The 15,189-nt window shown below is 63.2% G+C and carries 12 protein-coding genes and 1 pseudogene; 4 read left to right on the top strand and 9 right to left on the bottom strand.

Going from position 1 to position 15,189, the window contains the following annotated elements; translation table 11 throughout:
- The first annotated feature begins 302 nt into the window (after positions 1-302).
- From ABS88_RS01380 to ABS88_RS01365, 4 genes and pseudogenes are all read left to right on the top strand, one after another.
- The gene (locus ABS88_RS01380) at positions 303-599 is read left to right on the top strand and encodes a hypothetical protein (protein ID WP_007015452.1); all 297 of its coding nucleotides are present in this window, start codon (positions 303-305) and stop codon (positions 597-599) included.
- 30 nt (positions 600-629) lie between these two features.
- Complete coding sequence (locus ABS88_RS01375; RefSeq protein WP_039858538.1) at positions 630-1,040, top strand: hypothetical protein; 411 nt, start codon at positions 630-632, stop codon at positions 1,038-1,040.
- A gap of 343 nt (positions 1,041-1,383) precedes the next feature.
- Positions 1,384-2,127 (top strand): 3'-5' exonuclease, encoded by a 744-nt coding sequence (locus ABS88_RS01370; protein WP_200894448.1) that lies wholly within the window; start codon positions 1,384-1,386, stop codon positions 2,125-2,127.
- 43 nt (positions 2,128-2,170) lie between these two features.
- Positions 2,171-2,323, top strand: a pseudogene (locus ABS88_RS01365) (helix-turn-helix domain-containing protein); the annotation flags it as partial.
- A 126-nt stretch (positions 2,324-2,449) separates the two neighbouring features.
- Here ABS88_RS01365 and ABS88_RS01360 read toward each other — a convergent pair.
- The 9 genes from ABS88_RS01360 to ABS88_RS01320 form a co-directional block, all read right to left on the bottom strand.
- Positions 2,450-3,262, bottom strand: a complete 813-nt coding sequence (locus ABS88_RS01360; RefSeq protein ID WP_007015455.1) for a copper resistance protein B — start codon at positions 3,260-3,262, stop codon at positions 2,450-2,452.
- Between the two features lie 287 nt (positions 3,263-3,549).
- Positions 3,550-5,319 (bottom strand): copper resistance system multicopper oxidase, encoded by a 1,770-nt coding sequence (locus tag ABS88_RS01355; RefSeq protein WP_007015456.1) that lies wholly within the window; start codon positions 5,317-5,319, stop codon positions 3,550-3,552.
- Between the two features lie 44 nt (positions 5,320-5,363).
- Positions 5,364-5,963 (bottom strand): putative universal stress family protein, encoded by a 600-nt coding sequence (locus ABS88_RS01350; protein WP_007015457.1) that lies wholly within the window; start codon positions 5,961-5,963, stop codon positions 5,364-5,366.
- 438 nt (positions 5,964-6,401) lie between these two features.
- Positions 6,402-7,736, bottom strand: a complete 1,335-nt coding sequence (locus ABS88_RS01345) for an MFS transporter (RefSeq protein WP_007015459.1) — start codon at positions 7,734-7,736, stop codon at positions 6,402-6,404.
- A gap of 41 nt (positions 7,737-7,777) precedes the next feature.
- On the bottom strand, positions 7,778-8,416 hold the full coding sequence (locus tag ABS88_RS01340) for a hypothetical protein (RefSeq protein ID WP_007015460.1): 639 nt from the start codon (positions 8,414-8,416) through the stop codon (positions 7,778-7,780).
- 15 nt (positions 8,417-8,431) lie between these two features.
- Positions 8,432-9,154, bottom strand: coding sequence for a HupE/UreJ family protein (locus ABS88_RS01335; RefSeq protein ID WP_007015461.1), 723 nt, complete (start codon positions 9,152-9,154; stop codon positions 8,432-8,434).
- A 59-nt stretch (positions 9,155-9,213) separates the two neighbouring features.
- Positions 9,214-12,420, bottom strand: a complete 3,207-nt coding sequence (locus tag ABS88_RS01330; protein WP_039858545.1) for an efflux RND transporter permease subunit — start codon at positions 12,418-12,420, stop codon at positions 9,214-9,216.
- Entirely contained in the window at positions 12,410-13,657 is a 1,248-nt protein-coding gene (locus ABS88_RS01325) for an efflux RND transporter periplasmic adaptor subunit (protein WP_041565046.1), read from the bottom strand. Before ABS88_RS01325 ends, ABS88_RS01330 begins: the two co-directional genes overlap by 11 nt.
- Positions 13,657-14,937, bottom strand: coding sequence for a TolC family protein (locus tag ABS88_RS01320; protein WP_502686127.1), 1,281 nt, complete (start codon positions 14,935-14,937; stop codon positions 13,657-13,659). Before ABS88_RS01320 ends, ABS88_RS01325 begins: the two co-directional genes overlap by 1 nt.
- Positions 14,938-15,189 lie beyond the last annotated feature (252 nt).

The following is a 15,189-nucleotide window of genomic DNA, read 5'->3' as shown; positions in this document are numbered from 1 at the left end:
GGCCATGGGCATGCTCAACCACCATTTCGCAGCAGCCGCCTGATCGGCGCAGAGCGACAGCCTACCTCTGACTGCCGCCAATCTTTGCAACAGAGCCATCTCTACGACCCGCTGATCGTGGGAATAGCTATACGCCTAATCGCTCAAATTTATCTCCATTTTGGATGTAATCGAGGATGGCTTCCAAATCCCTCATGTGAGCCGAAACGAATAAATCAAGATTCGGAAAAATACTTATTGAGAGGAAGCAGAAAATCGAAGCTAGTCAGCCCTCCCCGCCCCGATGGCCCTGATCCTTCTTGATGGACAGCATCATGCATGCCTCGATTCTTGTCATACTCCTCGAGGATCACGAGACACTCGAGGTTCACCGGAGCGAGATCGATGCTTGGAAAAGGCTCATCCGCTTCGTGGACAGCCGGTGGTCTCATCGCTTCGGTTCACAGATTCCACCAGAGGACGAGACGACGCGGATCACCGCCTTCTTCAAAGGCAAAGGTATCTACCTGATCGCCAGAGCCGACTTGTCACAGGTAAGCCGGGAGATCGACGAGGGCGAACAAGAACATCTCAGGACCGAAATCTTCCGCTTGAGATAACCGGTGTTCAGCATGCGAGGACTAGATATTGTGTTCGAGTGCCTCATCCTAGGAGATAGTATCGGGCTGGGAACTGCCCGCGCAGTAAACGCCCTTTATGCCGCCCGGTGTGACGTCCGCGCAGCCGAAAGAGCGAACGCAGATCAGATTTTGCGCTGGCAAATCCCGCCCAAGCGCTATGGTGCATCCGTATTCGCAATCGGCTCGAACGATGCCGCTTCGCCAGACCTCACGAAAAAACTGCGAAACATCCGTGCACGAATCATCGCGCGCCGTGTGATTTGGCTACTGCCCTATAATCGACAACGCGCCTCCATCGTCAGTTCGGTCGCCGCGACCTACAACGATGAAACACTCGACTTACTGCGCTTTCCAACGCGCGATCAGATCCACCCTTCGAGCTATCATCTTGTTGCAAGGGCGCTGCTCCGACCAGATTAATGATCCGTACCTCTATATCGGGTGCCAGGCCCAAGGCATCTCAGGAATGGATGTTTTTCGCGAGGGAAACAACGACCGGCCTCGCGCTGCCTTCACCGGCTATCCTCGCGGAAGGCGGCAGGTGCTCAAAACGCTTTCACAGGTCCGCAAATTGATTTCGAAACTGAAGTCTGTCGGCAACCAACAACCCACCTGCAAATCCTCGGACCAAAGGGTGCGCTTACACCTGCGACCCCTGCTCTGTCCCAGGGCCCTGGCACTCTGTCACTCAAGACGTGAAGAACATCTATGCGTGGCGGGGTTAGCCAGCTAAGGTCATGAAGCCTACGCAAAGCAGCGCTTGTTGCGCACGTTTTCGGCGATGGGTTCGAAACATGGCGCGGGCTATTTGCCCAAACGCGAAGCAGGGCGTTTCGAGGACAAGCAAGGGGGCGTCGGCCAACCTCATCGAAGGTGGTCATTGCATGGCCGCGACGCGCGGCAGGAGATGACGCTCATGGATCTTGTCGCTATCGATTTCGAAGCAAGCTGCCTCCCCCGTCATGGTCGATCCTTTCCGATCGAAGTCGGCATCGCGAGCGCCAACGGCGTGCGGTCCTGGCTAATCAAACCAGATGCACGATGGCGGGATTGGGATTGGACCGATGAAGCCTTCGCTCTCCATGGAATATCGCGCGCTCAATTGAATGCCGAGGGGCATCCGCCCGACGCGGTCCTAGCAGAGCTCCACAAAGCGATCGGCAGCAGACGAGTCTTTGCCGACAGCACGATAGACAGTTACTGGTGGGATACGCTGGGCACGGTGACATGCCGGCCTCTTCCCTCGCCGATCGAGCACGCCAACGCCCTGTTGGATGAATGGGGATCCAGTTCCGACACCATTTCGGCTGCCTGCCAAGACGCTAACCGCCTCTGCCCAGCAATGCATCGCGCAGCAGCGGACGCGCGCTGGCTATGGACCGTGCTGTCCGGTGTCAATGGCAGACAAGTAATGGCCCCGAAAGCGCCTGAACGCTGGTCTACTGATCCAATTTTGGCACCGTTTCATCAGTCAGTCCCGGATTCTGATCTTTCCGTCATTTCGTAAAAGGCGAGCGCGATCATCATCCTTAAGAAGACCCGCTCGCCTGGTGGCGTTCGTGCATACGGTACAGGCCGGATCCTTTGCCCAGGCCGGTCGGCTGATCGGTGCCACGCCCTCTGCCGTCTCCAAGAGCCTCGGGTGGCTGGACCACCGGCTCGGCATGAGATTGCACCTGCGATCGACCCCATCGCTGAGCCTCACCACGGAAGCAGCCTATTACGAGCGCGTGGCGGCCTTGTTGGCCGCTTCATCTCGAAACCTCAGGTGCCATCGCGCTCGGACGGAGACCTTCAACGATCAGATCTCTCTCCAGGCATCGAGCGGATCAGAACCAGAAGCGCACGCCCGCGACGAAGCTTGCGTTGCTGACGTCGCGTCCGTCGGCGCGCGCAAAATCAGCGGTGTTGGCAAAGCTGCGCTCCCAATGGACCCCGACATAGGGTGCGAACTCGCGCGTGAACTCATAGCGCAACCGGACGCCAAGCTCGACGCTGGACAGGCCCGCACCAATGCGATCGCTTGGGATGTCCTGTGCGGACAGATTGATCTCGGCGCGCGGCTGAATAATCAGCCGCTGCGTAACGCGCATATCGTGGTAGCCGCCTGCGCGCACAAATATGTGACCCCGATCGGAGAGGAAAACCGCGCTTTCCAGCTCAAACCAGTAAGGCGCGAGACCTTCGACGCCGATCGCCGCATAGGCGCGCGATGGTTCGAAATCATAGCGTAGCCCGGCTTGCAGATTCCAGTAGGGATCAATGGCGCGGCTATAGAGCGCTTCGACCTCCGCACCATTGAGATCGCCGCGAAAGCGGCCATCGCCTTCCGTCTTCAGCACCGCCCGGTTTATGTCACCACCATACCAGGCTTCAGCTTTCCACGCATAGCCGCCATCGTCTCCGATCGCACGATATTCGGCGATGTCGACGATGACCTGGCTATAGGTGCCACCACCATGCGCCCGCCGCTGCGTCGCGCGAACCTGCGCCATGTCAGCCGGATCGAAACTCCGGTCGGCATGCCAGTCTCCCGGAATAGGCGGCGGCGCTGCGTTGCCCGCCGGTAGCGCCGTGCCGTCTGCATGTGGATCGCTTCGATCCGCTGGCGGGACGCCATGTGCGCTATGGTCTTCCTGCATGACACGGCTTCCCGCACGCGGGGCCGCCGTCTGCGTGCCATGACCAGCGTGGGAGTCTGCCCGTGCAGGAGCCTCTTGGGGGTCGCCATGGCCACCCTGCGGATCGCCGCCGGCGGACGGATCGCTTGCTTCATGACTTGCATGCCCTTCATCCGGGGACGCCACCGGATTGGACGTTTCAGCCGATGGGCGAGTTTGAGTGGCGCCATGACCTGCGTGGGTCTGTGCCGCCGCCGGTATGGAGACTGCTAGGCCCATCGCGGTCAACGCAACGATCCGCGCGCACATCAACCAGTCCCTTTCGCACGCACTGCGACGACGTGCATCATCCCTGCGTGCATGTGATAGAGCAGATGGCAATGGAACGCCCAATCACCAAGCGCGTCGGTCGTGACATCGAGCGTCACCGATCCACCCGGCAAGACGTTGACCGTGTGCTTGCGCGGAGCATACGAACCGTGTCCCGTCACCAGTTCGAAGAAATGGCCGTGCAGGTGGATCGGATGCGCCATCATCGTGTCATTGATCAGCGTGATACGCACACGCTCATCCTGACGAAACGGGATCGGCGCGGTGAGCGCGTTAAAAGTCACCCCGTCGAACGCCCACATATAGCGTTCCATGTTGCCGGTAAGATGGATCTGGAGACTGCGGCTCGGTGCCCTGACGTCAGGATTGCGGTCGAGCGCCATCAGGTGACGATAGGTCAGCACGTCATGGCCGACATCATCAAGCCCGATCCCCGGTTCGCCGGTGCGGTCGATTGGCATCGGCGCGATCGACTGCACTGCCGGCGTGCGCGCAACATTGGGCACGTTCGAGAAATCGCGCATCGCATGTGAGCCTTGCGGCGTGGCGGTGGCTGAGACCGCCGCGCCGTGACCTGCATGGCCGCCATCCCCGGCGCGCGAATCGTCGTTCAGCGCGCCATGATCCATAGCGCTCATGCCCATGTCGGTCATGGTGAGGATCGGGCGCTCGCGCGGGAGCGGAATCTGCGCGCTCATGCCCGCGCGCGGTGCCAGCGTGGCGCAGCCCATGCCCGAGCGGTCGCTTGCCTCGGCGACGATCGTATAGGGGCGATCCTCCACCGGCTCGACGATCACGTCGTAAGTCTCGGCCACCGTGATCTGCAATTCGTTCGCCGCCACCGGCCGCACATTCTGCCCGTCGGCCTGGACGATGGTGAGCTTGAGACCGGGGATGCGGAAATTGAAGATCGTCATCGCCGCCGCGTTGATTACGCGCAGGCGCACCCGCTCTCCGGGGCGAAAGAGACCCGTCCAGTTGTCGGCAGGGCCGTGGCCGTTGACGAGATAAGTGTAGGCCGCGCCGGTGACATCGGCGACGTCGGTCGGGTCCATCCGCATCGCACCCCATCGCAGGCGCTCGCGAAGCGTCTGATCGCGACCGGCGAGCAGGCCCGCAAGCGTCTGTCGGCGGCGGTTGAAATAACCTCCCTGCTGCTTGAGCTTGCGGAAGATCACATGCGGATGCGTCGCGCTATAGTCCGAGAGCACGATCACATGCTCACGATCGGAACGCACCGGATCTTCGCCTGCCGGGTCGATAATGATTGGCCCATAATGGCCAAGCTGTTCCTGCAACCCTGAATGGCTGTGATACCAATAGGTGCCCGACTGAACGATCGGGAACTCGTAAACGAAGGTTTCATTGGGCCGAATACCGGGAAAGCTGATCCCCGGCACGCCGTCCATCTCCGCGGGGAGGATGAGGCCGTGCCAGTGAACGGAGCTGTCCTCGTCGAGCGCGTTAGTGACGGCGATGCGCACATTCTGGCCTTCACGCAGGCGGATCAACGGCGCCGGGATTGTCCCGTTCATGGCGATTCCATGGCTGGTGCGTCCATCGATCGTGACAGGCTGATGCGCGATGCGGATGGCGATCTCCTCGCCGCTCAGCACGGGCATGTCAGGTGCGATGCCGGCTGAGACCGGCTGCGCCCATGCCGGCAACCAGCCTGCCAGGGCGACGCCGGAGCCCATCAGGGTCGCGCCGCGCAGAACGGCGCGCCTGTCCAGATATGATTGCGTCATAGGTTGCCTGATAGCGGCTCGATCCGCTCGCCCAAGATGTAATCCTACGTGGCTAGAAGCCAGTTTATGTTCGGAACTGCGATAAAGTCTCGGGTCACTCCACCAAATAATCTCTCTCTCCAGAGACCATGGAATCGAGCGCCTGCAACAACCAGATGGAAATTTTCACGACGGGCAAGGTCTGCCAATACCGTTCTCGCAGCCGTCTCGCTGCTCTCTATGTGCAAGATTTGAGCGCCCACCTCACGGATCGATAGATACTCCCCAGCTTCGGCAAGGCGCGCGGAGGAGACACCTTCCCCGACCCCCGCCAGAACAACTTCTCCGGCGCGTTGAAGGAAAGGAAGAGCCGCGCGAAGGGCGCAACGTGCTTCGCGGCTGTCCATCCATCCGATCAGAATCTTTTGAAATGAGGTTGTCTCGAAATTCGATCCGAGCCTTAGAACCGGCGCACCCGACCGGGCCGCGATCTCCAGAGGATCGGCATGCGCGAAGCTCGATGCGGGCGGCACGCTCATGATCACGAGATCCGCAAGCAACGCATGGTCCAGAATTGCGGCGCTCGGATGCGAGATGCCGTCGCACCATTGGGTATCAATGGCATTCCCTCGCGCGAGGCGATCGAAGGCAGACGAAACGCGCACGGTTTCGTCACGCAGCTCGTGTTCCTTGGCGAGCGAGTTGAAGGGGCTATGTGCAATCGCGTCTGCTACGGATATGCTATCTGGCCATGCCGAACATACAGCGGTGAGCGAACCGCCTAATTGAACGGCCAGCCCCGGCGCAATTTTCAGACGGCGCTCGACATCGCGGTCCGGCGTTGCATAACTATAAGATTGATCGACGTCGACGCGCGCGCCATAATTTCTCCCATTGCATCCTCAAGTATATTGCAAGCGTTGAAATGGGCCAATTTTGCCGATCACGTCGAGCAGAATAAGCAATTCTCTTGAACACACATCGCCATGCGGGCGTTGGATCGCTTCGGCCGCAAAAAATTGTGCTGCGCCGCGCTCAACCGGATTGAGGGGGGCACACGTCCACGATCCAGCGCGCGACTTTCGCTTTTAGGCTCGCCGCCGCTACCGAATCGGCCAGCGTGGATGCAGCTCGTCGATCACGAAAGCGTGACCTGCCCGCCCGCCCGGATGCCCTTCGAGAAGATGGGGATGATCGAGTGGCAGATCGTCATGCCTGTGCGCTACCACCTCGACATCCTCTTTGGGCCAGATTCCGAACGCGATCACCGTGCCGATCAGCGCCAGGGCGGCGGTGGCTCCGAAGGCGATTCCCATACCTTCGAGCGCGCCGACCTGCCCGGCGAGCGGATAGGCGATGAGCCAGCAAACATGGCTGAGCGCGAATTGAGCAGCGAACAAGGCGGGTCGATCTTCCTCCGCCGATGATCGTCGCAGCAAGCGGCCTCCCGGTGTTATGCTGGCCGAATAGGCGATGCCCAGCACCAGCCAGCCCGCGAGGATCACGCCCCAATAGCCGGGTGAAGCGTGGCCGCGCCAAGTCAGGGCAAGCACGGCGAGCGCAACGGTCATCACCGAGGCGGCCGAAAGCATGACCTTTCGATCGGACAGCCGTTCAAGCAGACGGGGCAGCAGCAGCGCGGCCAGCATTGAGCCGCCGCCGAACGCGGCAAGCGTGATCGCCACCTCTCTTTGGCCAAGCCCAAGCGCCGCCTGCACCAGCACCGGCGTATTGACGATCACCATCGCGCTGGCGGCGGCGGCGGCAAGCGTCACCGCGAGCAGCCCGCGCAGCCGAGGCGTTTTCAGATAAAGCCGCGCGCCGCGTGTCGTATTGTCGTAGATGCCGCCACCGGAATTGTGCGCGCTGGAACGCGGCAAGGTCGTCGTCAGCACCAGCAGCGCCGAGCAGGCGAACCCGATCGCCGTGCCCGAGAACAGCCAGTGGAAGTTCATCACCGTCAGCAGCGCGGCGGCGAGCATCGGGCTGGTCAGGCTCTCCATGTCGTAGGCAAGGCGCGAGAGCGACAGCGCCCGCGTATAGTCTTTCTCCTCAGGCAACACGTCGGGGATCGTGGCCTGAAACGTCGGCGTGAACCCGGCCGATGCCGATTGCAGCACGAAGATCAGAATATAGATTTGCCAGACCTGATCCACGAACGGCAGCGCGAGCGCCACCAAGCAGCGGATCACATCCATTGCGATCAGAAAGGCACGGCGCGGCAAGCGATTGGCGTAGGCCCCGACAATCGGAGCGACGCCGATATAGGCAATCATCTTGATCGCCATTGCCGTGCCCAGCACCGCGCCGGCGTCAGCCCCTGCAATGTCATAAGCAAGCAGACCGAGCGCGACCGTGGCGAGGCCAGTGCCGACCAGCGCGATGACCTGCGCAAGGAACAGTTGGCGATAGGTTCGATTGGCTAGAACCGAAAGCATATCCGTCTCTCCAGGAATCCCCTCGGGGAAAGGTGGGCAAGTCAGACGACCCGCTTGACCTCGCTATATTCGCCCCGCGTGCGGAGCGTGATCGTGACCGGGGCACCGGAGCGGTTGCGCCAGAACCAACCATGCTTGCCATCGAACGCGGCGACCAGTTCGCCTTGCTCGCCAATCGATTCCCGGCCCTTTCCGTAGCCATGATAGGAGATGCCCTGTCCGTCTGCGTGCGTGTCAAAGTTGACATGTCCGCCTTCGACCGACCAGTCGAATGCGATGCGCGCACCCTTTGCTGCTGTCAGCTTGACCTCCGCGCCCTCGTTCGGCGCCAGCGTCACGCGGGTCGTGTCGTTGCGGCCTGCAACCCCCGGCTGCGCCGGGGCAGCCTGTTGAGCGCCTCCCGCTGCTGCCTGAGCCACGGCCAATGCAGCCGCCTCCTGCGATGCGGCGGCATCGGCGGCCGCATCGGCAGCGGCTTCTTCGGCCAACTGCATCTTGATCTCGCCCATCTCGGTCAGACCGAGAAGCTTGCCAGCACCCGTTGGATCAACACCGTATTCGGAAGGCAGGATTACGGCGACGAGGATCGCTCCCGCAGTCGCGGCGGCGATGATCGTCGAGCGGATGAGTTGCTTCGAGGTCGGCAAATCTTCGAGGCGGGGCATCTGGGAATTGAACATTGTCATTACTCCTTGTTACGCGACCGCGAGGCCGGTGAGCTGGTAGCCGACGAGGATGAAGCCAGCGGTCATGAGGGCGACGTTGGCGGCGAAGGCGTGGCGGTGGAAACTGCTCGTCCGGCGCCAGAAGCCCATCAGGATCAGGATCGCGCCAAGGGCAAGGAGTTGGCCGATTTCAACGCCGATGTTGAATGCGATCAGGTTCGGCAGCAAGCCGTCCGGCGAAATCTCGAACTCAAGGATCTTGGTCGCCAGGCCGAAGCCGTGAAAGAAACCGAAGATGAGCGTCGCCCATTTCGTGTTGGGCTGGAAGCCGAACCAGCGCTGGAATGCGCCGAGGTTGTCGAGCGCCTTGTAAACCACCGACAGGCCGATGATCGCGTCGATGACATAAGCGTTGGCGCTGATCCCGGTGAGGACGCCGAACAGCATCGTCGTCGAATGGCCGATCGCGAACAGCGTCACATACAGGCCGATGTCCTTCATCCGGTAGAGGAAGAAGATCACGCCGAACAGGAACAGCAAATGGTCGTAGCCCGTGACCATATGCTTGGCGCCGAGATATACGAAGGGCCAGAACAGAACGCCGCTGCTTTCCTGAATATAGCCTTGGTCGCCTTCTGCGACGCCATGCGCAAAGGCGTCGAAACCGAAGCAGAACGTCAGCGCGAGAATGCCGAGCGCGAACGTCAGTCTGTTTCGCAAGGCGTTCTCGAAAATGGTTGCGTAGTAGCTCATGAAAAAATCCTTTCCGGTCTCCCACGCGCCGGGGGCCGGCGCGTGGGAGTGGCCGTGGCTCAGGCTTGCGCCGGGGCCGTGTCGGGGGATGGGTGTTCGTCTTCCGGTCGCGCTTCGCGACCGTGGACGAGGCGATAGAGCGCGGGCAGCACCAGCAGCGTCAGCAGCGTCGAAGAGATGATGCCGCCGATCACCACCGTCGCCAGCGGCCTTTGGACTTCCGCCCCCGCGCCGACGTTGAACGCCATCGGCACGAAGCCGAGACTCGCCACCAACGCGGTCATCAGCACCGGCCGGAGCCGCGTGAGCGCGCCTTCGCGGATCGCCTCGTCAAGGCTCTGGCTCGTCTCCCGGAGCTGACGGATAAAGCTCAGCATCACCACGCCGTTCAGCACCGCGACGCCCGAGAGCGCAATGAAGCCCACGCCTGCCGAGATGGAGAGCGGCATGCCCCGGATCAGCAGTGCAGCCACGCCCCCGGTGAGCGCCAGCGGCACGCCCGAGAAGACGATCGCCGAATCCCTGGCGGACCGGAAAAGACCGTAAAGCAGCCCGAAGATCAGCAACAGGGCGGCGGGCACGACGAGGCGCAGCCGCTCGGCCGCCGAGATCAGTTGCTCGAACGTGCCGCCGTAGCTCACCCAATAGCCAGGCGGGATTTCGACCTGTGCATCCACCTTCTGTTGAAGCTCTTCGATGAATGAACCGAGATCGCGGCCTCGGACATTGGCGGTCACGACGACGCGCCGCTTGCCATTTTCACGACTGATCTGGTTCGGGCCAATCACGACCTCGACCTTCGCCACTTCGGCGAGCGGCACGAAACCGCGCGGGTCCGTGCTATTGCCCGCCAGCGGAATGCGCAGCCGCCCGATTTCGTCGGCCTTGCTCCTGATGTCCTCTGGAAGCCGCACGATCACCGGGAAGCGCCGGTCGCCCTCGAAGATCTGGCCAGCTTCGCGGCCGCCGATCGAGACCGCCACCGCATCCTGGATGTCGCCGACATTGAGCCCGAACCGCGCGATCGCCGCCCGATCGGGCGTGATCTGAAGGACGGGCAGGCCCGTCACCTGCTCGACGGCCACATCCTGCGCACCCTCGATGCCGCTCACCACGCTTTCGATCGACTGGCCGACCTCAAGAAGCCGGTCGAGATCGTCGCCGAACACCTTGATCGCGACATCGGCCCGGACACCGGACAATAGCTCGTTAAACCGCATCTGGATCGGCTGGGTGAACTCGTAATTGTTACCGGGGATGGTCTCGGCCGCCGCCTGCATCTCGCGAACCAGCTCGGTCTTGGGTTTTCGCGGGTCCGGCCATTCGCGGCGGTCCTTGAGCATGATATAAGTGTCGGCGACCGAAGGAGGCATCGGATCGGTCGCCACTTCGGCGGTACCAATCTTGGCGACGATCCGCTCGACCTCGGGAAACTGTCTGAGCCGTGCTTCGAGCGAGGTTTGCATCTGGATCGCCTGGCTCAGGCTCGTTCCGGGGACGCGCAGCGCATGAAGCGCGATGTCGCCCTCGTCGAGATTGGGGACGAACTCCGAGCCCATGCGCGTGGCCGCAAAACCCGCGATGGCGACCAGCGCCACCGCGCCCGCAACAAACGCGATCCGCAGCCGCAGCGCCGCGTCGAGCGCCGGCGCATAGAGTTTGCGCGCCCATCCCATCAGCCGGCTTTCCTTCTCCTCGACCTTGCCGGTGACGAATAGGGCCACCGCCGCGGGCACGAAGGAGAGCGACAGAATGAGCGCGAAGGTCAGCGCCATGACGACGGTGATCGCCATCGGGTGGAACATCTTTCCTTCGACGCCCGAGAGCGCGAAGATCGGCACATAGACCAGCGCGATGATGAGCATCCCGAACAACGATGGCCGGATGACCTCCGACGTCGCCGATGCGGCGAGCGCAAAGCGCTCCTCGCGGTCGAGCAGCCGTCCCAATCGGTGCTGCGCTTCGCCGAACCGGCGCAGACAGTTCTCGACGATGATGACCGCGCCATCAACGATCAGCCCGAAGTCGAGCGCACCGAGACTCATGAGGTTGCCCGAGACGCCCGCCCGCACCATGCCGGTGATGGTCATCAGCATGGTGATCGGGATGACCGCCGCCGTGATGAGCGCCGCACGGATATTGCCCAAGAGCAGGAACAGCACGACGATGACCAGCAGCGCGCCTTCGAGCAGGTTCTTTTCGACCGTCCAGATCGCCCGTTCGACGAGCCCGGTGCGATCATAGATCGGGACCGCCTTCACGCCCGCCGGAAGCGCCTTTGCCGCTTCCTCCAATCGCTCGGCGGCGGCGCGGGCGACGATTCGGCTGTTCTCGCCCGCGAGCATCATCACCGTGCTCAGGACCACTTCCTCGCCGTCCTCGGTCGCCGCGCCGGTGCGCAGCTCCTCGCCCATGACGACATCGGCGACATCGGCGACGCGGATCGGCACGCCGCCGCGATTGGTGACGATGATCGAGCGCAGATCGTCGATACCCGACGCCTGACCCGGCACGCGGACCAGATATTGCTCGCCGTAACGCTCGACATAGCCAGCGCCGACATTGGCGTTATTGCGCTCCAGCGCGGCCACGACCTCGTTGAGGCTGAGATTGTAGGCCGAGAGCCGGTCGGGCAGCGGCGTCACATGATATTGCCGCTCATAGCCGCCGATGCTGTTGACTTCGGTGACGCCCGGTGTGTTCCTGAGCTGTGGCCGGATCACCCAGTCCTGAAGCGTGCGCAGATCTTCGGGCGTGTAGCGGTTGCCGTCGGGCTTGCGCGCATTGGGCTCGGCCTCCACCGTATACATCAGGATTTCGCCAAGCCCGGTGGCGATTGGCCCCATCTCGGGCGCCACGCCTTCGGGGAGCTGATCGCGCGCGGTCTGGAGCCTTTCGTTGATGAGCTGGCGCGCGAAATAGACGCTCGTCCCATCCTCGAACACCGCCGTCACCTGGGAGAGGCCGTAGCGCGAGATCGAGCGGGTATATTGCAGACCCGGAATGCCCGCGATCGCGGTCTCGACCGGGAAGGTGACGCGCTGTTCGGCTTCGAGCGGCGAGAAGCCCGCCGCCTCGCTGTTGATCTGGACCTGGACGTTGGTGATGTCCGGCGTCGCATCGATCGGCAGGCGCTGGAAGGCCCAGACGCCGATTCCGCAAAGCAACGCAACGATGGTCAAAACGGCCCAGCGAAAGCGGATCGCGTTGGAGATGAGGCGTTCGAGCAATGCGGAACGCACGGGCGTTTCGTTCTCAGTGGTCATGGCTGGCCCCCGCCTTGTCGATGTCGGCGCGGATCAGGAAAGCGCCGTCGGTCACATATTCGGTGCCGGGTTCGAGGCCGCCGAGCACCTCGGTCCATTCGGGCGTGCGTCGGCCGATCTCCAACATCCGCACTTCGTATGTGTTGCCGACCCTGGCATAGACCACCTCGAAATCGCGAAAGCGCTGGATGGCCTTGGTTCTCACCGCGAGCGGTACTTGCGCCTCGGCGACCGCAAATGATCCCTCGACGCCCATACCGGGCCGGAAATCGCGCGATGCGCCCGGCGGCAGATGGACATGCGCCATCATGGTCTGGCTGGCGACGTCCGCGGTCGGCAAGATCGCCTCGACAGGCGCTTCGATTCGCGCTTCGCCGGAGAGGCTGCGGAGGTTGACCCGCTGACCCACCCGCACGCGCTCGGCATCACGCGGATAGACGAAGAACTCGGCATGGAGCTGGGTCGGATCAGCGATCACGAACAGGGCACGGTCGCCCGTCGTGTCGCCGACATTGGCATTCTTCTCGACGATGACACCGCTGATCGGCGCCGTCACCGCATAGGTTTGGAGCGAATGGCTGGACTCGACACGCAGCAGCGTCTGCCCCCGGCTGACCCGATCGCCCAGATTTCCGGTCATCCACACGATTTGCCCTGGCAGGCGGGCGCGCACGTCGGCCTTGCCTTCAGGCGTGATCTCGATCCGGCCGCTCATGTCGATCAACTCGGCAACGGCCCCAGGCCCCGCACGTTCGGATCGCACGCCGCCAGCCTGCGCTGCCTGCGCGGATATGGTCGTTCGGCCCTCATAGGAGGCATAGGTCCAGTCGTGGGTGCGTCTGCCCTCGACGGCCCGCACCTTCACGTCGAACGAATGTGGCTCGATCACCACGCCGCCACCGCGCAGATAATCCCCCTGAGGGGTAAATGCGAAGCGATCGACCTTTCCGCCAAGGCGCGTCAACTCCATGGCGAGCCGCACTTCGCCTGGCGACACCGGCTTGTCCTTCCGGTAGGCATAGACGCGGAACTCGGGATCGACTCCCTCCTCGAAGATCGTGATCTCGACTGCGAAATCGCCGTCGCGCAGCATGCGCCCGCGATGCGGTCCGCGCTCATAATCCTCGGCAGCGGCAGCCTTAGGCTCGGCGGTTTCGTTAGTGGACGAGGACTCTCCGCATCCGGTGAGCAGGGAAAGAGCGAGCAATGAGCCCGCGACAAGAAGGGATCGTTTCATCAGCGGTTCTCCGCGCTGGCGAGAAGGGAAGCGTGGCGGCCGGTCAGCCGGTCGAGCCGGGCGCCGTTGAGGTGGAAGCGGCGCAGCAGCTCAACCCGTCGGGACCGGGCATCGACCACCGCTTGTTGGGCCTGGTTGGCTTCGAGGAAAGTGAAGGCGGTGCCGCCACGGGCAAAACCATCGCCCACCAGCACCACCGCGCGCTCGGCGCTCGGCAGAACCTCGCGCTCGATCCGCACGATCTCGGTGGCGAGTGTTGCCCGTTCGGCGATGAGCCGGTCGATCTCGCGCCGGACCTGCACGCGCGTAACCGCGATCTCGGCTTCAGCCGCCTGCGCTTCGGCATTGGCCCGCGCGACATTGCCACGATTAGCGGTCCGGCTGCCGAGCGGGATCGACGCGCCGACCATGATCGCCACGTCATTGCCTTGCCCAAAGTGGCGCACGCCAACGCGCCCGGTCGGATCGCTGAAATTGCCGGTCTCGGCGAGCCGCACCCGCGCGCCGGCCGCGTCGCGCTCGGCAGTGAGCAGTGCGAGATCGGGGCTGCTTTCGGGCGCACCCGCGCCGGCCTCCGCAAATCCGAACGACGACGGGTCAAGGCTGTAGTCGGCCGTTCCACCCCAGAAAGCGGCAAGGCTGGCGCGCGCGATCCGCGCATTCTCTCGCGCCTGGTCGAGCGCGATGCGGGCCTGTGCTACGGCGGTTCTTGCTCGTTCGCCCGCGAACAGCGGATCGAGCACGCGGCCGACCCGGCGGCCGGTCTCGGTCTCAACGAGCTGCGCGGCGGCGAGGCGCTGTTCCGCGATCGGGATTGTGGCCTCGGCCGCCAGCGCGTCGACCCAGGCGGCCTGCACCTGCGCCAGCAGGTCGAGCATCCGCAGGCGGTTACGCTCGACGGTAACGCCGACTTCCGAGCGCGCCGCGCCGACGCGGGCTTCGCGCTTGCCTCCGCGTTCCAACGTCCGCTCATACCAGGCGGTCGTCTGCGACCGTCCGACCGGCGAATAGGGGCCGGTGCCCACGAAGTCCTCGGCATCGACGCCGACGACATCGCGCGGGCGCACATCGGCCTGAAGGATGGCGGCATCGGCCGCCCGGAGCCGGGCGGCATTGGCCGCAACGGAAGGATCGCCGGCCGCGACGCGCGACAACGCATCCGACAGGCTGAGGGTCTGCGCCGCGCCGATCGAAGGCACGGACAGGACGGCCAGCGCTGCGCCTATCGCAAGCGCGCGCCGCAAACGCGCCGGGGCGCGCGCAACGATATTGGAAAACATGACAAAACGGCCTCACGAGCAGGCGTGGCATAGGCCGCGCCTCAAGTGACGCGGCGGCTCAGGTGCGGATCGCGCTGGCCTTTGGAGGTCGTTCGGGACCGTGTGTCAGAAAATCGGGCAGTCCGCTATCGGCGGGCGACTGCCAAGGCAAAAATCGCGAGAAAACCCATCCCGATCCCCGCGATGCAGGGGCAAGCAACCCGGAGCCGCTATCGCCGCCATGGTGGTGATGCCCCGTTCCAGGTTGGTGGT

Source organism: Sphingopyxis sp. SCN 67-31 (assembly GCF_001725095.1).
The sequence above is the reverse complement of the archived record's forward strand: the minus strand, read 5'-3'. Positions and strand labels throughout refer to the sequence as shown.